A 19,268-nucleotide genomic window follows, 5' to 3' on the forward strand; every position below is an offset into this window, starting at 1 on the left:
AGTACGAGAACCGGTGCCGCCCGAACGCGGCGACACCGGTCTTCACGCATGACGTGTCAGTGTCCGTCTCAGCTGAAGACGAACGGGCCCGGCGACTGCGGTGCGCTCGCGGTGCACGTCACGGTGATTCCGAAGATCACCATGTTCAGTGAGCCGCCGAACGCGTCGAGGGTGTCGCCGGAGGCGACGGTGCCGTCGAGCGGGCCCACGGAGACCCCGCCGCCCATCGGGATGGCGGGATTCTTCGTGCCGGTGAACACGACCGTGCCGCCGCCGGCCTTCGCCATGGTCAGCGTGGAGGCGATGGAGTCCTGCGCCAGGGGGAGAGGCGCGGTGATCGCGGTGGAGCTGAGGGTGATGGTCGCGGCCGTGCCGGTCTGCGTGGCCGTGAGGGTGGCCGCGCCGCTGCCGCCGATCGTGCAGGTCGCGTTGATGGTCGCGGTCAGTGGGGTGACCGCCGCGGCGGTCGGCGCGAGGGCCAGACCGGTCGCGGCGAGCGAGCCCGCGGCTAACGCCGCGGCGATTCCGAGTCGCTTGCGTCTCATCGGATTCCCTTCCCTTGTACGGGAATTGCCATGTGGGGATGGAGGGACGGCACCGTCTTCCTTCCGGGGCCGGGCACACAGGGGCGCGTCACCGGAGTTCCGGTGCGGGTGCGGAGAGATGTGTACGCGGACCGTCCGCGAGAGCGGGGTGCGGGACGCCGTGCGGCGGTATATCTGACGGTCCGTCGGAACTAACGGTTCCATTGATGCGCGTGCGGCTCGGGATTGCAAGGCATGCCCGGGGGTTTCCTCCAAGGGGCAGCGAAAGTGGCCGAAGTTCACCGCCGGGGGTCCTCACTCGGCCGGTTCCGCGATCAGCGCCGTGGCCACCTCCCGGAACCCCAGCCGTCCGTACATGCGGGCCACGTCGTCGTCACCGGCCGACAGGAACACCGTGTCGACGCCCCGCGCCTGCGCGTCGGCCACGAGGGCGGCGGTGACGGCGAAACCCAGGCCGCGGCGGCGTGCGGTGGGCAGGGTGCCGACGCCCGCGATCTCGCTCACACGGCCGACCGGGAGATGCATCCCGGAGCAGAGCGCGACGCCGTCCTCGACGGCCGCGGCCAGTACGGTGCGGCCCGCGCGGATACGGTCGGCGGCGCCGGGCACCTCGTCGGCGCGGGCGGTGATCTCGGCCGCCAGCTCGGCCGGTCCGGCCTCGCCCACCGCGGTGCCCGGCGCCGCGAAGGCCACGTGCGGGAGGGCCAACGCACCGGCCAGGAAGGGGTCTTCGGGGCCGAGGACGCGGACGGCGGGGTGCGGGTCGGGCAGTGGAGTGCCCTCGGCGCGGATCATCAGGGGATGCGCGTGCACCCGTAGCCCTGTCGCCTCGACGGCCGCCCGCAGGTCCGGCGTCACCTCCGCCACCCACTCGAAGGCCTCGGGCACCCCCAGCTCCCGCTGCCGTGCCCGCACCCGTTCGACGTCCTCGGCGGTGGCCGCCGGGCCCGTCCGGTCCAGGGTGGGGCGCGCGTAGTACGGGTGGCCCGGGGACTCCCGCACGAAGAGGGTGAGCGGGCCGAAGTCCTCGGTTCGCGCGGCGGCGCGCGGTACCGAGTCGTAGTAGTGCTCGAGGCCGCGGAGGGATGCGTTCACAGGGGTCATGACGTCATCCAAGACGAACGGACCCTGCCGGAGCACCCGAATTCAGCGCACGGTGTTCAGTCCACGCCCTTGATCCGCCGCACCAGCAGCGCCCCCGCCAGACCGATCACCGCCGCCACCAGGTACAGCACCCGGTATCCGCCCAGGTACGTCACGATCGGTGCCGCCAGGGCCGGGGCGGCGACCTGGGGGAGGGCGTTGGCGACGTTGATGACGCCGAGGTCCTTGCCGCGGTCCAGGGCCTTGGGCAGGACGTCCGTCATCAGGGCGAAGTCGACCGAGGTGAACACGCCGAAGCCGATGCCGAGGACGGCCGCCGCGACGATCGCGCCCGGCCAGGTCTGCCAGCCGGCCAGGGCGGCCGTGGCCACTGCCATCAGGACGCCCGACCAGATCACGAAGGGCTTGCGGCGGCCGACCCGGTCCGACCACACCCCGCCGACCACGACCGTGGCGAGCAGCGTGACGCCGTTCACCGCGGTGAGGATCAGCACACCGCTCTCGGGGTCGTCGTGGTGCAGCCGGTCCCGCAGGTAGTACAGCAGGTAGAGCAGGACGAGCGCGTTGCTGAGGTTGATCAGGAAGCGGGTCAGCCAGGCCCAGGCCAGGTCCGGGTGATCACGGGGGCTGAGCCGGAAGGAGGTGAGGAAGGAGCGCCAGGACCACGCCGGGCGGGCCGACGGGGGAAGGCGTAGATCCTGGTAGCGCAGTACGTACGGCAGTACACCCACCAGCGTGAACACCGCGCACGCCGCATAGCCGCCGCCCACGCCTCCCGCCAGCGTCGCCAGGCCCGTCCCGCCGATCACGCCCAGAATCTGTGCCGCGCCCAACCAGCCGCCCACGGAGCCTCTTTGGAGCCGCGGCACCCGGTCGGGAACGGCCGCTGTGATCGCGGCGAAGGCGGCGTTCAGGGTCAGCTGGACCAGGCACCAGCCGAGCGCCATGGTCCAGACGCCGCCCGCGCCCCCCAGGAGCAGCAGGGACAACGCGCCGCCCGCCGCCCCCGCCACGATCCACGGCGTACGGCGGCCCCGGCGCGCCGTGGTCCGGTCGGAGAGCGCGCCGAAGAACGGGTTGGCGACCAGGGAGACGACCGCGCCCGCGCCCGTGACCCACGCCAGCATCGTCTCCTTCGACATGCCGGTGCCCGGCGCGAAGTCCTCCGCCTGGGAGGCGAGAAGGATCTGCAACGGGCCGTACCAGCCCACCCAGATCGCCCCGTTGGCGAGCGAGAGCGCCGACGTCCAGCCCCGGCCGACCCGCTCGACGGGCTCGGCGAGAGCCCCTACCGGGACGACCGGGTCCGCGGCCGTCACCCCCGCGCCCGCAGGGCGTCCCGCAGCCAGCCGTACGACGCCTTCGGGGTCCGCTCCAGCGTGTCGTAGTCGACGTGGACCAGACCGAAGCGGCGCGTGTACCCCTCCGCCCACTCGAAGTTGTCCAGCAGGGACCACACGAAGTAGCCGCGTACGTCGACGCCCTGCTCCACCGCCCGGTGCAGCGCCCGCACATGGCTGTCGAGGAACGTGATCCGCTCCTGGTCGTCGATCCCGTCGTACGAGCAGCCGTTCTCGGTGATGACCACCGGGGGGAGCCGGTTCCCGTAGCGCTCGTGGAAGCCCACCAGGAGCTCGGTCAGCGCCTCGGGGACCACCGGCCAGCCGAAGTCGGTGACCGGGTAGCCCTGCAGTTCCCTTACGGAGAAGGGCAGTTCGGCGGGCAGCGTGAGTCCACTGAACTCGATCTCCGCGCCCTCGGGGGCGCCCACCTTGGTCGGCTGGTAGTAGTTGACGCCGTACCAGTCCAGTGGCTCCGAGATGACCTTCAGGTCCGACTCGACGTCGCCCGGCATCAATGCGGCGATGCCTTCCGGGTACCGGCCCAGCAGCAGGGGGTCGGCGAAGAGGCGGTTGAGGAGGAGGTCGTAGAAGTCGGCGGCCTCCACGTCCTCGGTCTTGCGTGACGCGGCCCAGGTCGGCCCGTGGGAGTTGGCGATCCCGATGTCCGTGACCCCGGCCGCGCGCAGCGCCCGCACGGCCAGACCGTGCGCGAGCAGCTGGTGGTGGGCCACCGGCAGCGCGTCGAACAGCAGCTGTTTGCCGGGGGCGTGCGCGCCGAGCGCGTGGCCCAGCAGGGTGTGTTCGGCGGGCTCGTTGAGGGTGATCCACTTCTTCACACGGTCGCCGAGACGGGCGGCGACCGTGGCGGCGTACTCGGCGAAGCGCTCCGCCGTGTCCCGGGCCAGCCAGTCCAGCTCCAGCGGCAGATCCCAGTGGAAGAGGGTCGGTACGGGGCGGATGCCCGCGGCGACCAGCTCGTCCACGAGGCGGTCGTAGAAGTCGAGGCCGCCGGGGGAGTTCACCCGGGGCCAGGAGATCGAGAAGCGGTACGCGTCCACGCCGAGGTCGGCGAGGAGCGCGACGTCCTCGCGGTAGCGGTGGTAGTGGTCGCAGGCCACCGCCGCGGTGGAATGGTCTTTGACTCGGCCGGGCTCGGCCGTGAAGGCGTCCCATACCGACGGGTCGCGTTCGTCCACGGCCCCCTCGATCTGGTGGGCCGAGGTGGACACGCCCCAGAGGAAGCCGGGCGGGAACTGCGGTAGGGGGTTCGTCGCCATGCGCGCGATCATCCTTACCGGCAGTAAGCGAAGTCAACGGGGCGGTGTGAACTACGAGTTACGGCTTTTTTGGGGGCGCCTTTGCGGAGGGGCGGTGGGGTTATCGGGCGACTACGGGTCGTGTGTGGCTGGTCGCGCAGTTCCCCGCGCCCCTAAAGGGGCGTCCCTCGCGCCCCCAGTTATTACGCACCCTCCTTCAGGACCCGCGAAATCAGCCTTCTCTGCTCCTCCGTCAGTCGGGGATCCGCGGCGTAGAACGTCTTGCCGTCGACCGTGATCTCGTAGCTGAAGCCGTCCGGGACGCCGATGGGGGGTGTGCCCCGGCCGGCGGCGGTTGCCTGCTCGGCCAGGGCGTGCCACTCGCGGGCATCGGGGCGCCCCGAGGTGTCCACCTCGGCATGGCGCTCGATGCCCGCGAATCCGCCCGTGCGCCTCACCTGAATACGCATGGGTCCTGTCTAGTACGGATCGGAGGGCAGGGCTACGACGTCGCCACGCCGACCTGCTCCCAGGCCTTCAGTACTCCCTGGAGCTCCTCGCCCTCCCCGTACCGGGCGCGCGCCTGCGCGACCGTCAGCTTGGCGAAGTCGGAGAAGTTCGCCTGCGTCTCCAGCTCGCCGCCGGTGAGGACGTCGTACCAGATCTGTCCGGCGCGCTCCCAGGCGTGGCCGCCGAGTGCGTCGGCGACGAGGTAGAAGGCGTGGTTGGGGATGCCGGAGTTGATGTGGACGCCGCCGTTGTCGCGGCCGGTGCGGACGTAGTCGTCCATGGTCCCGGGCTGCGGGTCCTTGCCGAGCACGTCGTCGTCGTACGCGCTGCCCGGTGCCTTCATGGAGCGCAGCGCGGTGCCGGTGACCCGCGGGGCGAGGAGGCCGGCGCCGATCAGCCAGTCGGCCTCGGCGGTGGTCTGGCCGAGGGTGTACTGCTTGATGAGCGAGCCGAAGACGTCGGACATGGACTCGTTCAGGGCGCCGGGCTGGCCGAAGTAGGTGAGGTTCGCCGTGTACTGGGTGACGCCGTGGGTCAGCTCGTGGCCGATGACGTCGACCGGGATGGTGAAGTCGAGGAAGATCTCGCCGTCGCCGTCGCCGAACACCATCTGCTCGCCGTTCCAGAAGGCGTTGTTGTAGTTCTCGTCGAAGTGCACCGTGGCGTCGAGCGGCAGGCCCTCGCCGTTGATCGAGTTGCGGCCGTACGCCTTCAGGTACAGGTCGAAGGTCGCGCCCAGACCGGCGTACGCACGGTTGACGGTGGCGTCCTTGCCGGGCTTGTCGCCCTCGCCGCGGACCTTCTTTCCCGGCAGGTCCTGGCGGTGGCGGGCGTCGTAGATGGTGCGGTGCGGCTTTTCCGCGGGCGCCTCCGCCGGCGGGGCGACGGTCGGGGCGCCGATGACCGTGGTCAGGCGGCGGTGGGTGCGCTCGTAGGCGTCGCGCTCCAGGGTCTGGCGGGCGGGACCGGCGAGTGCGGGGTCCTCGCTCTGGGCGAGCTTGTCGAGGACATGCGGCGGGATGATGGTGCAGAAGACGGGCTCGAGGCCCCCGTTGGTGGTCATGCCCGGCACCATTGCACTGAGTTATCTCTCTGTCACTACCTGCAACCATGATTGATGAAATGCGGTGATAGGGGGCCCTGGAGTCCGGCTGGGAGTGGTATGGCGCACTTTTTGTGCATCTTTTCCCTTTTTGTCCCCGCGATCCCGCATACTGATACGGCCCCCCGCACGGAGCACGGCTCGGCTAGGCTGCGGAGCACTATGCGTTTCGGGCTGCTTCTCCTTAGCTGCCGCGGCGAGGGCCTGTAAGTCGAGGCCGACCCCCTCCCCGCGGAGTCTGGCGTTGCGCCGTCGGCCGTCCTTTCGGTCACCCTGAGGAGCCCACGCATCATGGCGAACAGCCAGAACCGCCAGCAGCCCACATCCATGCCGATCCACAAGTACGGCCAGTACGAGCAGGTCGACATCCCCGACCGCACCTGGCCCGACAACCGGATCACCGTCGCCCCTCGCTGGCTGTCGACGGACCTGCGGGACGGCAACCAGGCACTGATCGACCCGATGTCCCCGGCCCGCAAGCGCGAGATGTTCGACCTGCTCGTGAAGATGGGCTACAAGGAGATCGAGGTCGGCTTCCCCGCCTCCGGACAGACCGACTTCGATTTCGTCCGCTCGATCATCGAGGACGAGAACGCGATCCCGGACGACGTCACGATCTCCGTCCTGACCCAGGCCCGCGAGGACCTGATCGAGCGCACGGTGGAGTCCCTGGTCGGCGCCAAGCGCGCCACCGTCCACCTGTACAACGCCACGGCCCCCGTCTTCCGCCGGGTCGTCTTCCGCGGCTCCAAGGACCAGATCAAGCAGATCGCCGTCGACGGCACGCGGCTGGTCATGGAGTACGCCGAGAAGCTGCTGGACGAGCGGACGACGTTCGGCTACCAGTACAGCCCCGAGATCTTCACCGACACCGAGCTGGACTTCGCCCTGGAGGTCTGCGAGGCCGTCATGGACGTCTGGCAGCCGGGCCCGGACCGCGAGATCATCCTCAACCTGCCCGCCACGGTGGAGCGTTCGACCCCGTCCACGCACGCGGACCGCTTCGAGTGGATGAGCCGCAACCTGTCCCGACGCGAGTACGTGTGTCTGTCGGTCCACCCGCACAACGACCGCGGTACGGCCGTCGCGGCGGCCGAGCTGGCGCTGATGGCCGGCGCCGACCGCATCGAGGGCTGCCTGTTCGGCCAGGGCGAGCGCACCGGCAACGTCGACCTGGTCACCCTGGGCATGAACCTCTTCTCGCAGGGCGTCGACCCGCAGATCGACTTCTCGAACATCGACGAGGTCCGCCGCACCGCCGAGTACTGCAACCAGATGGAGGTCCACGCCCGCCACCCGTACGTCGGCGACCTCGTCTACACCTCCTTCTCCGGCTCCCACCAGGACGCCATCAAGAAGGGCTTCGACGCGATGGAGGCCGACGCCGCCGCCAAGGGCGTCACCGTCGACGACATCGAGTGGGCCGTCCCGTACCTGCCGATCGACCCGAAGGACGTCGGCCGCTCCTACGAGGCCGTCATCCGCGTCAACTCGCAGTCCGGCAAGGGCGGTATCGCGTACGTCCTGAAGAATGACCACAAGCTGGACCTGCCGCGCCGGATGCAGATCGAGTTCTCGAAGATCATCCAGGCGAAGACGGACGCCGAGGGCGGCGAGGTCACCCCGAAGGACATCTGGGCCACCTTCCAGGACGAGTACCTGCCGAACCCCGAGAACGCGTGGGGCCGTATCCAGGTCAAGACGGGCCAGACCACGACCGACCGCGACGGCGTCGACGCGCTCACCGTCGAGGCCTCGGTGGACGGCGTCGACACGGTCCTGACCGGTACCGGCAACGGTCCGATCTCCGCGTTCTTCGACGCCCTGCAGTCCGTCGGCATCGACGTACGCCTGCTCGACTACCAGGAGCACACGATGAGCGAGGGCGCGTCCGCACAGGCCGCGTCGTACATCGAGTGCGCTATCGGCGACAAGGTCCTGTGGGGAATCGGCATCGACGCGAATACGACACGTGCTTCGCTGAAGGCCGTGGTCTCCGCGGTCAACCGCGCGGCCCGCTGACCTCGTTCACCTGGTTCTTTCCGGCTCCGTCCGCCTTTCGAGGCGGGCGGAGCCGCGTCGTTTACCGGCCAAACCGTGTGCAGGTCACGAGCGGGTCTCGTCCGGGGTGCTGACTATGCCTCAACGATGTGGCTAACATCACGCCAGCGCGCGGCGATGTTGCCGCGGCGTTACGGAGGTGTGCGACGTGCTGCCAGGATGGGGACGAAACGGTCGTTCAGTGCAGATTTCCCGCATCCTAGGCACCCGTACCGCGTGGACCACCATGGGGGACGGCGAGTTCTTCTGCCCGGGCTGCGGGGGCGACCGCAACTACCAGCGGCTCACCGGCCGCCGCCGCTTCACACTCCTCGGTGTGCCGGTCCTGCCGCGCGGCGAGGCCGGCCCCGTCGTCGAGTGCGCCGCCTGCCGTCACCACTACGGCGCCGACGTCCTCGACCACCCGACCACCACCCGCTTCTCCGCGATGCTCCGCGACGCCGTCCACACGGTCGCGCTCGCCGTGCTCGCCGCGGGCGGAACCTGCTCCCGTACGTCCCTGGAGACCGCCGCCGGCGCCGTGCGCTCGGCCGGCTTCGACGACTGCACGGTGGACCAGCTCGCCGCCCTCGTCGAGGCCCTCGCCGCGGACACCGGGCGCTTCTTCGGGGAGCCCTGCGGGGCGAGCCTGGCCATAGAGCTGCACGAGGCCCTGGACCCGCTGGCACCGCACCTCGCCCCGACGGGACGGGAGGCGATCCTCCTCCAGGGCGCCCGCATCGCACTGGCCGACGGGCCCTACACACCGGCCGAGCGGGACGCCCTGGCCACCGTGGGCGCGGCGCTGACGATCTGCGCGGACGATGTGACGCGGTTGCTGGTGGCGGCGCGCACACCGTCCTGAACCGTCGCACTCGAATCTTCGTACCCGATACTCCCCAGGGAGTAGTCCCGCCGTCCCGCCACCCCTCGTAGTACCCCCGAACTCGCCCTCCCGCGCGACGAATCCGGCCCCGCGCACCGGAAGTCTGGTGCGTGTCCAGACATCCGTCCAGGAGGGGAGGACCCCACCATGGGGCCCGGAAAGACAACCACGCGTACGCGGCGCAAGGCCGTGCCCTGGCTGCTGCTCGGGCTCTGGGTGGCCGTGCTCGCCGTCGTCGGGCCGTTCGCGTCGAAGCTCGCGGACGTACAGCACGACCGGGCGGTGGACTACTTGCCGGCCAGTGCGGACTCCACCCAGGTCGCCAGGATCGAGGACCAGTTGCCCGGGGGAGAGACCACCGAACTGGTGCTCGTCTACCACCGCGACGGCGGGCTGAGCGCCGCCGACCGCGCGACGGCCGCCCGCCAGGTCGCCGAGATCACCGAGCGGAACCCGCTCACCGCGACCCCGAAGGGCGTGCCGTCCCAGGACGGGACCACGCTGATGTACCCGGTGGCCAGCTCCGCGCCGGGGACCGACGAGGAGAAGCGGGACGCGTTCGTCAACGACGTACGCGACCTCGCACGAGGGGAGGACGGGCTGAGCGTCGACGTCGGCGGGCCGGGAGCACTCGCCACCGACGCCTCCGAGGTCTACAACTCCCTCGGCGGGCCACTGCTCTACACCACCGTCGCCGTGGTCGCCCTCCTGCTGATCCTCATCTACCGCAGCCCGCTGCTGTGGCTCGTGCCGCTCGCCGTCGCGGGCATCGCGGACTATCTGTCGATGGGCGTCGCGTACGGGCTCCACCAGGCGTTCGGCACCACCATCTCCGGACAGAGCTCGGGTGTGATGACGATCCTGGTCTTCGGCGCCGGGACCGACTACGCGCTGCTGCTCATCTCCCGCTACCGGGAGGAGCTGCGGCGCGTCGAGCGGCCGTACGACGCCATGTGGGTCGCCCTGCGCGGCTGCGGGCCCGCCGTGCTCGCCTCCTCCGGAACCGTCGCCGCCGGACTGCTGTGCCTGCTCGCCGCCGACCTCAACAGCAGCCGGGGCATGGGCCCGTTGGGCGCACTCGGAGTACTGTGCGCGCTCGTCGCCATGCTGACCCTGCTGCCCGCCGTACTGGTACTGCTCGGACGACGGGTGTTCTGGCCGCTCGTGCCCGCCTTCGGGAGCGAACCCAAGCAGCGGCGCAGCCTCTTCACGGCGATGGGGAGTTCGGCCGGACGCAGGCCGCTCGTCGTCCTCGCGGGCGGGGCCGTACTGCTCGGCGCGCTGGCCCTCGGCACACTGAACCTGCCCGGCTCGCTCAAACAGCAGGACTCCTTCGTCGACAAGCCCGAGGCCGTCGCCGCGATGGAGACGCTCGCCGCCGCCTACCCCGAGCAGGGCACCCAGCCCATCACCGTCATCACCCCCACCGGCCGGGCCGACGCCACCCTGGCCGCGGTCCGCGACCACCAGGGCGTCGTCGCCGCCGAACGGGGGCGCACCGGAGACGGCTGGACGGAGGTCTTCGTCACGGCGAAGGGTGCGCCTCAGTTGGCGGCCGAGACCGCCACCATCACGTCCCTGCGGGACGACCTCGCGGGCTCCTACATCGGCGGCCCGAGCGCCGAGCAGATCGACCTGAAGGACACGAACGCCCGGGACCAGCTCATCGTCGTACCCATCGTCGTCGTGTCCGTGCTGCTGATTCTGATCGCGCTGCTGCGCAGTCTGATCGCCCCGCTGCTGCTCGTCGCCGCCGTGATCGCGGTGTGGGGCGCGACGCTCGGGATCGGCGGACTGGTCTTCGGACCGCTGTTCGGGTTCGAGGGGACCGATCCGGGGCTCGGGCTGCTGTCGTTCGTCTTCCTCGTCGCCCTCGGCGTGGACTACGGGATCTTCCTCATGCACCGGATGCGGGAGGAGTCCCTGTCCGGTGCCGAGCCGGCCGCCGCGGCGCTGACCGCGCTGCGGACCACCGGCGGTGTGATCGCCTCCGCGGGACTCGTCCTCGCCGCGACCTTCGCGGTGCTGACCAACATGGGGCTCGTACAGCTGGTCCAGCTGGGGTTCGTGATCGCGGTGGGGGTGCTGCTCGACACGTTCCTCGTCCGGACGTACCTGGTGACCAGCGCGAGTGTCGCGTTGGGGCGGAAAGTCTGGTGGCCGGGGCGGTTGTCGCGGGAGCCCGAGCCGGTGCCGCGGGCCCGTCAGCCCGAACCCGTATGAGCCATGAGGCATGAGCCACTGGGCGCCTCTCCCTGTCGGAGGGGCGCCCGCTGACGGAGGATGAGCCCGTGCAGGCAACCACCACGGCGGCGCGGCCCCGCCACAGCGAGCGGATCATGGCGGCGATCAACCGCGATCCCCGAACCGCCCCGCACGCCACCCGCAACGACGCGCTGCTGGCGGTGACCGTCGCCGCCATCGGCACGGCCATCGCCCTGTTCACCGACCAGGGCCGCCGGCCCGACGCACTGGGCTGGGCGCTGCTGCTCTCCTGCCATGTGCCGCTCGTGTGGCGGCGGCGCCACCCGCCGCTCGTGCTGGCCCTGTTGGTGATGATGGTCGTGCCCTACCACGGCCTGGACAACAACCACAGCGCGCCGACCCCGGCCTCGTACGTCGCGCTCTACACGCTCGCCGTCACCGGCCGCCCGCTGCGCACCCTGTTGGCGGGCATCTCCGTCCTCGGCATCTCCGTGAGCGTGATGCTCAGCGTCAGCACCCACCAGGCCGTCGAACTGCTGCAGATCTCCGGCTGGGTCATCGCCGTGCTCTTCTTCGGCGTCGACGTCCGCTTCTACCGCCAGTACGTCGCCTCGATCGTCGAACGCGCCGAACGCGCCGAACGCACCCGCGAGGAGGAGGCACGCCGCCGGGTCGCCGAGGAGCGCCTGCGCATAGCGCGCGACCTGCACGATCTGCTCGCCCACAGCATCACGCTCATCGGCGTCCAGTCGTCCGTCGCCGCGCACGTCCTGGCCGCCGACCCCGACCGCCTCGACCGCGAGGCGGTCGCCCGGGCCCTCGACGACATCTCCGGGACCTGCCGCACCGCGCGCGGTGAACTGCGCACCACGCTGAAGGTGCTGCGCGCTTCGGAGTACGGCTCGGACGGGCGCGGGCCGCTGGCCGGGCTCGACGGGGTGCCGGACCTGGTGGCCGCGGCACGGAGCGCGGGCGCCAAGGTGGCGACCCAGGTCGAGGTGGACGCGGGCGGCATACCGTCGGCCGTGGGCGCCGCCGCCTACCGGATCGTCCAGGAGGCGCTCACCAACGCGGTACGGCACGCGGGCCCCGACGTGACGGTGAGCGTGGACCTGCGCGTGGAGGGCTGGGCGCTGCGGGTGACGGTCACGGACGACGGAGTCGGTGACGCGGGCGGCACGCCGGGGTTCGGGCTCGTGGGGATGCGGGAGCGGGCTCGCAGTGTGGGCGGGACGCTGGAGGCCGGGGTGCGGGAGCGCGGTGGCTTCGGCGTGTCGGCGCTGCTGCCCCTGGGAGGCGAGGTCCGATGACCGTCCGCGTACTCCTCGCCGACGACCAGACCCTCGTGCGGGCCGCGTTCGCGATGCTCGTCGAGTCGGCGCGGGACATGGAGGTCGTCGGGCAGGCCGCCACCGGGCGGGAGGCCGTGGAACTGGCGCGCGGCGTGCGGCCCGACCTGATCGTCATGGACATCCGCATGCCCGACCTGGACGGTATCGAGGCGACCCGGCTCATCGCGGCCGACGAGAACCTGGCCGGGGTCAGGGTCCTGGTCCTCACCACGTACGACACCGACGAGTACATCGTGGAGGCGCTGCGCGCGGGCGCCTCGGGCTTCCTGGTGAAGGACACGAGGCCCGCCGAACTCCTCGACGCCATTCGTACGGTGGCCGCGGGGGAGGCCCTGCTCTCACCGGGTCCGACCGCCCGGCTGATCGCCCGTTTCCTGCGCAGCCCGTCGGGGCCGCCCGCAGCGGGCGGCCCCGACGGGCTGTCCGACCGTGAGCGCGAGGTGCTGACGCTGGTCGCGCGCGGACTCAACAACACCGAGATAGCCGGCGCGCTGGGCCTGAGCCCGCTCACCGCGAAGACCCACGTCAGCCGCATCATCGGCAAGCTGGGTGCCCGCGACCGGGCCCAGTTGGTGATCGTGGCGTACGAGTCGGGACTGGTCACTCCCGGTAAGATGTGACCTACGTACCGTCAGTTCTCCTTGTCGTCAGTCCTTTTGTCGCACCGGTGAGAGTGAGAAACGCCCTGAGCCGCACCCTCGTCGCCGCAGCCACCGCCGGGCTCCTCGCCGCGCTCGCGGTCACCGGCAAGGCATCGCCCGCCTCGCGTGACTGCGCCTCCTCCGTGCCGTACACCGCGGGCGAGGACGGCTATGACACGTTCCGTATCCCGGCCGCGGTCGCCACCGGCGCCGGCACGCTGCTCGCCTTCGCCGAGGGCAGACACGACGGCGCCGCCGACACGGGAGACATCGACGTCGTCCTCAGACGCTCCTTCGACGGCGGCTGCACCTGGGATCCGCTGCGGGTCGTCGTGGCCGGGGAAGGGGACACCCGGGGCAACCCGGCGCCGGTGGTGGACCCCCGGACCGGCCGCGTCGTCCTGCTCACGTCGTACAACAGCGGTGCCGTGACCGAGGCGCAGATCATGCGGGGCGAGGTCACGCCGGAGCAGAGCCGCCGCGTCTTCGTCCAGATGAGCCTCGACGACGGCGGGCACTTCTCCCTTCCCCGTGACATCACGGACGAGGTGAAGCCGCCGGACTGGCGCTGGTACGCGACCGGGCCGGGCCACGCGGTCGTCCTTGGCGGCGGCCCGTACGCCGGTCGTCTGGTGGTCCCCGCCAACCACTCCTCCGCCCCGCCCGAGGGCTCCACCGACACCGGGCGGGAATCCAAGTACTACGGCGCCCACGCCCTCTACAGCGACGACGGCGGCTGGACCTGGAGCCTGGGCTTCGTGGACGACGCGTACGACGGTCTCGACAACGCCAACGAGAACAGCGTGGCCGAACTCCCGGACGGGCGGCTGTACTTCAGCGCACGTGACGAGAACGGCACGAGCGTCGGCAACCGGCTGGACGCGTACTCCAGCGACGGCGGCCGGACGCTGGACCGCCCCTACGCGGTCCAGCCGGCCCTGGACGACGTCCCGGTGGTGCAGGGCAGCGTCCTCCAGCTCCCCGGCCCGGACGCCCCGCTCCTCTTCTCCGGCCCCTCCGTCCCCACCGTCCGCCAGTCGATGGCGATCTGGCGCAGCACGGACCACGGCGCGACCTTCGTGAAGGCGATGACGCTTTCCGCATGGCGGGCCGCGTACTCCGATCTGGTGCAGCTCGACACCGGCCGGGTCGGGATTCTCTATGAGACGGGTGTGGCGGGGGCGTACGAAACAATCGAGTTCAGGCGACTCCGCATCGACGAACTCAGTTGAGTCATATTCTCGGGGAACTGACTGAGCCCTTTCCAACCTGGCGGCAGGGGCTCACTCTTTCCCGATGCCAGCCCCAGAGCGGTTGTGTTGGTTCCAGAGAAGTCCCGTTCGTTCTAGAGCAGCCCCGCCGCGGCCAGATACTTCCCCACCCGCTCCATCTCCCCCTCCGACAACGGCACCTGTGGTTCCGCGGTGGCCGGACAGGAGATCACGCCCCGCAGGTACAGCGCGGCCTTGAACGCGCCGAGCGCCGATGAGCTGCCTCCCATGCGGTGCCCGCCGACTTTGACCATCCCGAACAGCGCGCACAGCCGCTCCTGTGCGGCCCGCCCCCGTTCCCAGTCGCCCTCTCGGCAGAGCCGGTCGAGGTGGACGTAACCCTGCGGGTCGACGTTTGCGAGACCGGGCACGGCACCGTCCGCGCCCAGGGCGAGCGCCGAGTCGACGACGAGTTCGGAGCCGGTGAGGACGCTGAAGCCGGTGATGCCGGTGTGCGTCCGCGCGCCCGTCACGACCGCGCGGAAGCCGGCCAGGTCACCGCTGGAGTCCTTGAGGCCGGCCAGCACACCGTCGGCGGCGAGCTCGAGGATCAGGTGCGCGTCGAGCTTGCTGTGGACGGATGCCGGCAGGTCGTAGGCGAAGACGGGCACGGAGGAACGGGCGGCGATCAGGCGGAAGTGGCGGGCGATCTCCGCCGGATGGGTACTGGTGTAGAAGGGCGCGGTCACCACGACCGCGTCCGCGCCCGCCGCCGTCACCTGCGCGACATGGTCCAGTACGCGCGGCGTCGTCATATCGATCGCCCCGGCCAGGACGGGGAGCTGACCGTCCACGTGGTCCACCACCGTGGACACGATGAGCCGCCGGTGGGCGTCCGTCAGATACGCCGCCTCCGAGGACGAGCCCAGCACGAACAGGCCGTCGACACCGCCCGCCACCAAGTGGTCCACGAGCCTGATCAGCGACGGGACATCCACCTCGCGGTCCGGTGTCAGGGGCGTACAGACGGGCGGAACGACACCGGTCAGCGGGGCGGGGATCGTCATGAAGGCTCCCGGATGTGCTGCGGGGACAAGACCTCGGCCACGGCGGCGGCCGGGGCGGCGGCGGACTCGGCCTCCGCCACCAGCGTGCGCGTCGACCGGCCCTCCTCCACAGGATGGTGGCACCGATAGCGGTGACCGGGGCGCAACGCGGCCGTGAACTCGGGCATCGCTCCCCCGCACACCTCGTCCGCCTTCCAGCACCGGGTCCGGAACGGGCAGCCGCTCGGCGGCCGGGTCGCCGACGGGACGGGACCGACCAGCGGGATCGGGTCGACAGGGTCGAGGAGGCCGGGGGTCGCGGAGAAGAGGGCCCGGGTGTACGGATGCCGGGAGCGGTCGGTGACCTGGTCGGCCGGTGACTCCTCCACGATCCGCCCGAGGTACATGGTGATCACCCGGTCGCTCATCCGCCGTACCGTCTGGATGTCGTGCGAGACGAACACCAGAGCCAGGCCGAGGCGCTCCTTCAGGTCCAGCAGCAGGTTCAGGATCTGGGCGCGGACCGACACGTCCAGCGCGCTCGTCGGCTCGTCGGCCACGACGAGGCCGGGGTCGAGGGCGAGCGCCCGCGCGATCGCCACCCGCTGGCGCTGGCCGCCGGACAACTGGCCGGGCAGGGCGTCCGCCAGAGCGCGGGGCAGGCCCACGAGGGCCATCAGCTCCCGGACCCGGTCGGCTCGTTCGGCCGGGGTGCCGCGCCGGTGCACGTCCAGGGGGTCCCGCAGGATCTGTCGTACGGGCAGCCGGCGGTTCAGCGCGGTCGACGGGTCCTGGAAGATCATGCCCGTGCTGCCGCCCACCGCCGTGCGGCGCTCGGCCGGTGTCATGGACCACAGATCGCGGCCACCGAACGACACCGTGCCGGACGTCGGCCGCTCCACGCCCACCAGCACCTTCGCCAGCGTCGACTTCCCGCACCCCGACTCGCCGACCACGCCGACCGTCTCGCCGGGCGCGACGCTGAGGTCGGCGCCGGTGAGCGCGTACACCTTGTCCCGGGTGAACAGGCCGCCGCTGCGGGCCTTGTGGACGACGTGCGCATCGGACAACGCCACCAGTGCGGTCATGTGACGGCCTCGCTCTCCGTGGTCATCAGGTCGATCGCGGGGTGGTGGCAGGCCGCCGTGTGCGTACGTGTCCCCACCAGGTCCGGCGTCGTCGTACGGCACACCTCGCTCGCCCTCGGGCAGCGGTCGGCGAACCGGCAGCCGGCCGGGAAGTCGGCCGGGGAGGGCACGACGCCCTTGATCTGGGTCATCCGCTCGGCCGCCGACTCCAGCGAGAGCACGCTGCCCAGCAGCCCGCGCGTGTAGTGGTGGGCCGGGGCCTCCACCAGGTCGGCCGTCACCCCGGTCTCGACGATCTGCCCGCCGTACATGACGACCACCCGGTCGGTGACCGCCGAGACCAGCGCCAGGTCGTGCGAGACGAGGATCAGCGCGAAGTCCAGCTCCTCGCGCAGCCGGAGCAGCAGCTCCATGACCTGCGCCTGGACGGTCACGTCGAGGGCCGTGGTCGGTTCGTCGGCGATGATCAGTCTGGGGCTCCGGGACAGGGCCATCGCGATCAGGACGCGCTGGCGCTGGCCGCCGGACAGCTCATGGGGGTAGCTGCGCAGGGTGCGTTCGGGGTCGAGGCCGACCAGTTCAAGCAACTCGGTGGCGGTGCGCGTGCCGCCCCGGCGGACGAGTTGCTTCAGCTGCGCCCTGATCGTCATCGCCGGGTTCAGGGACGACAGCGCGTCCTGGTAGATCATCGCCATCTCGTGGCCCAGCAGGCGGCGTCGTACACGCATCGGCTCGCCGACCAGCTGCCGCTGGTGGAAACGGACATGGCCGCGGACCCGGGCTCCCTTCGGCTCCAGGCCCATCACCGTCAGCGCCGTCAGCGACTTGCCGCAGCCGGACTCGCCGACCAGTCCGAGGACCTCACCCGGCTGCACCTCGAAGCTGATGCCGTCGACGATGTCCACCCCCGCATGGCGGGCGTCGAAGCCGATGGCCAGGTTCTCGACGGCGAGGACGGGCTGCGCGGACGAAGGGAGGGGGCGGGCCCGTGTCCGCAGCCGCGCGGCCGCCTCCGTCAGCCCCGGCAGTTCCAGGACCTTCCCGTCGCCGGGCTCGGGGGCCGCCGGCCGGTCCTCCTCGGCAGCGGGCGCGGACACGTCCCGGGCCGCCGGTGCGGCCCACGCGTCCGAGACGCCCTCGGAGAGGATGTTCAGCGACAGTACGGTGACCAGCATCAGCAGGCCCGGGAAGACTGTGGCCCACCAGCCGCCGGTCAGCACCATGTTCTTGCCGTCCGCGATGACGCTGCCCCAGGACGGGTCCGGGGGCCGCACACCCGCGCCGATGAAGGACAGCGACGCCTCGAAGACGATGGCCTCCGCTACCTGCACGGTGCAGAACACCAGCACGGGGGCGGCGCAGTTGACCGCCACGTGCTTGATGACGATGTGCGGGGTGCGGGCGCCGATGACGTGCTCGGCGGTCACATAGTCCTCGCCGTACTGGTCGAGGACGTTCGCCCGTACGACCCTGGCGACCGGCGGGGTGAACAGGAACGCGATCGCGCAGATCAGCACGGTGATGCCGCCGCCGAAGACGGCGACCAGGACAGCGGCGAGCGCGATGCCCGGGAACGCCATCACCATGTCCAGGCAGCGCATCAGCGTCTCGTCGACCGCCTTGCGGGAGGTGGCGGCGACAGCGCCGAGGAGCGCCCCGACGACGAGGGCGAGCGCGGTGGCTCCGAGCCCGATCGCGAGCGACCAGCGGGCGCCGTACATCAGGCGGCTGAGGATGTCCCGGCCTAGGCTGTCCTGCCCCATCCAGTGCCCGGCCGACGGATGTCCGGTGCCGTCCACCGGCGGCTGCTGGCCGAGCGGGTCGTGCGGGGCGAGCAGCGGCGCGAACAGCGCCACCAGCACGACGACGGCCAGGAAGCAGACCGCGACCTTCGACAGCGGCGGCAGCCGGCGCCATCCCCGCAACCGGACGCCGGGCCGGGAGAGGGCCTCGGTGAGGCGCTTGCGGGTGAACATCAGGTCGCATCCCTCAGTCGCGGGTTGACCAGCAGATACAGCAGGTCGATGACGAGGTTCACGACCACGAAACCGGTGGCCGTGGTCAGTACGACGCCCTGCACGACCGCCGGGTCGCCGTTCTTCACGGCGTCGATCATCAGCTTCCCCATGCCCGGCAGCGAGAAGATCGTCTCGATGACGACCGCGCCGCCGAGCAGATAGCCCACGCGCAGACCCAGCACGGTGAGCGGGTTCATCAGGGCGTTGCGCAGGACGTTGCGGCCGACGACCACGCGGGGCGGCAGACCGCTGCCGATCGCCGTCCGTACGTAGTCCTTGTCCAGCTCCTCCACCACGGAGGTCCGCACGATCCGGGTGAGCTGCGCGGCGACCGGCAGGGAGAGCGCGAGCGCGGGCAGGGCCATGGTCTTCAGCCAGCCGCTCAGTGAGTCGGCCGGGTTGATGTAGCCGCCGGTCGGGAACCAGCCCTTCTCGACGGCCAGGTACTGGATCATCAGCAGCGCCAGCCAGAAACCCGGCGCCGCCACTCCCACGAGCGAGACGACCCGGATGATCTGGTCGGGCAGCCGGTCGCGGTGGATCGCGGCGGTGACCCCGCCGAGCAGCGAGAGCACCACCGCGATGCCCAGTCCCAGGAAGGTGAGCTGGAGGGTGAGCGGCAGCGCGGTGCCGACCTGCTCGATCACCGGCGCCCTGGTCAGTGTGCTGGTGCCGAGGTCGCCGTGGAGCAGGTCGCCCACGAAGCCGACGTAGCGGACGGGGAAGGGGTCGAGCAGGCCGTTCTGCGCCCGGAAGTCGTGCAGTTGCCGCGGGGTCGGATTGGCTCCCTGGAAGAACGCCGACGCCGGATCGACGTCGGAGAACCGCATCACGAGGAACACGAACAGGACGATCCCGAGCATCAGCGGCACGAGCAGCGCGACGCGCCGCAGCAGGATTCTGGCGATGGCGACCACGTAC

Annotated in this window: 16 protein-coding genes; 6 read left to right on the forward strand and 10 right to left on the reverse strand. The window is 71.0% G+C overall.

Annotated features, from left to right (window positions below; translation table 11 throughout):
- Positions 1–68: 68 nt before the first annotated feature.
- From ACX28W_RS12530 to ACX28W_RS12555, 6 genes are all read right to left on the reverse strand, one after another.
- Positions 69–545, reverse strand: a complete 477-nt coding sequence (locus ACX28W_RS12530; RefSeq protein WP_458998986.1) for a hypothetical protein — start codon at positions 543–545, stop codon at positions 69–71.
- Between the two features lie 294 nt (positions 546–839).
- The gene (locus ACX28W_RS12535) at positions 840–1,649 is read right to left on the reverse strand and encodes a GNAT family N-acetyltransferase (RefSeq protein WP_458998987.1); all 810 of its coding nucleotides are present in this window, start codon (positions 1,647–1,649) and stop codon (positions 840–842) included.
- A 56-nt stretch (positions 1,650–1,705) separates the two neighbouring features.
- Entirely contained in the window at positions 1,706–2,968 is a 1,263-nt protein-coding gene (locus ACX28W_RS12540) for an MFS transporter (protein WP_458998988.1), read from the reverse strand.
- Positions 2,965–4,281, reverse strand: coding sequence for a GH1 family beta-glucosidase (locus ACX28W_RS12545; protein WP_458998989.1), 1,317 nt, complete (start codon positions 4,279–4,281; stop codon positions 2,965–2,967). The genes ACX28W_RS12540 and ACX28W_RS12545 overlap by 4 nt, the downstream gene beginning before the upstream one ends.
- A gap of 170 nt (positions 4,282–4,451) precedes the next feature.
- A complete protein-coding gene (locus ACX28W_RS12550; protein ID WP_458998990.1) occupies positions 4,452–4,718 on the reverse strand; it encodes a protealysin inhibitor emfourin in 267 nt (88 codons plus the stop codon).
- 32 nt (positions 4,719–4,750) lie between these two features.
- Positions 4,751–5,821 carry a M4 family metallopeptidase gene (locus ACX28W_RS12555; RefSeq protein ID WP_458998991.1) on the reverse strand — a complete coding sequence of 357 codons (1,071 nt, stop codon included), beginning with the start codon at positions 5,819–5,821 and terminating at the stop codon, positions 4,751–4,753.
- A 330-nt stretch (positions 5,822–6,151) separates the two neighbouring features.
- Here ACX28W_RS12555 and leuA point away from each other — a divergent pair, with 330 nt between their 5' ends.
- The 6 genes from leuA (at position 6,152) to ACX28W_RS12585 (ending at position 14,216) form a co-directional block, all read left to right on the forward strand.
- Entirely contained in the window at positions 6,152–7,882 is a 1,731-nt protein-coding gene (gene leuA / locus ACX28W_RS12560; protein WP_458998992.1) for a 2-isopropylmalate synthase, read from the forward strand.
- Positions 7,883–8,069: 187 nt separating this feature from the next.
- Positions 8,070–8,765 (forward strand): TerB family tellurite resistance protein, encoded by a 696-nt coding sequence (locus tag ACX28W_RS12565; RefSeq protein ID WP_458998993.1) that lies wholly within the window; start codon positions 8,070–8,072, stop codon positions 8,763–8,765.
- Between the two features lie 168 nt (positions 8,766–8,933).
- Positions 8,934–11,009 carry an MMPL family transporter gene (locus tag ACX28W_RS12570; RefSeq protein ID WP_458998994.1) on the forward strand — a complete coding sequence of 692 codons (2,076 nt, stop codon included), beginning with the start codon at positions 8,934–8,936 and terminating at the stop codon, positions 11,007–11,009.
- Between the two features lie 68 nt (positions 11,010–11,077).
- Positions 11,078–12,301, forward strand: coding sequence for a sensor histidine kinase (locus ACX28W_RS12575; RefSeq protein WP_458998995.1), 1,224 nt, complete (start codon positions 11,078–11,080; stop codon positions 12,299–12,301).
- Positions 12,298–12,963, forward strand: a complete 666-nt coding sequence (locus ACX28W_RS12580) for a response regulator (RefSeq protein WP_458998996.1) — start codon at positions 12,298–12,300, stop codon at positions 12,961–12,963. The genes ACX28W_RS12575 and ACX28W_RS12580 overlap by 4 nt, the downstream gene beginning before the upstream one ends.
- 47 nt (positions 12,964–13,010) lie before the next feature.
- Positions 13,011–14,216 carry a sialidase family protein gene (locus ACX28W_RS12585; RefSeq protein WP_458998997.1) on the forward strand — a complete coding sequence of 402 codons (1,206 nt, stop codon included), beginning with the start codon at positions 13,011–13,013 and terminating at the stop codon, positions 14,214–14,216.
- Positions 14,217–14,329: 113 nt separating this feature from the next.
- Here ACX28W_RS12585 and ACX28W_RS12590 read toward each other — a convergent pair whose 3' ends face one another.
- From ACX28W_RS12590 to ACX28W_RS12605, 4 genes are read right to left on the reverse strand one after another with little or no spacing between them, the layout of a single operon-like run.
- Positions 14,330–15,262, reverse strand: coding sequence for a dihydrodipicolinate synthase family protein (locus ACX28W_RS12590; RefSeq protein ID WP_458998998.1), 933 nt, complete (start codon positions 15,260–15,262; stop codon positions 14,330–14,332).
- Positions 15,259–16,329 (reverse strand): oligopeptide/dipeptide ABC transporter ATP-binding protein, encoded by a 1,071-nt coding sequence (locus tag ACX28W_RS12595; protein ID WP_458998999.1) that lies wholly within the window; start codon positions 16,327–16,329, stop codon positions 15,259–15,261. Before ACX28W_RS12595 ends, ACX28W_RS12590 begins: the two co-directional genes overlap by 4 nt.
- Positions 16,326–18,305, reverse strand: coding sequence for a dipeptide/oligopeptide/nickel ABC transporter permease/ATP-binding protein (locus ACX28W_RS12600; RefSeq protein WP_458999000.1), 1,980 nt, complete (start codon positions 18,303–18,305; stop codon positions 16,326–16,328). Before ACX28W_RS12600 ends, ACX28W_RS12595 begins: the two co-directional genes overlap by 4 nt.
- Positions 18,305–19,264: an ABC transporter permease gene (locus ACX28W_RS12605; RefSeq protein ID WP_458999001.1), complete on the reverse strand. Its 960-nt coding sequence runs from the start codon at positions 19,262–19,264 to the stop codon at positions 18,305–18,307. Before ACX28W_RS12605 ends, ACX28W_RS12600 begins: the two co-directional genes overlap by 1 nt.
- Positions 19,265–19,268 lie beyond the last annotated feature (4 nt).

It is taken from the genome of Streptomyces sp. SD15 (assembly GCF_054462255.1).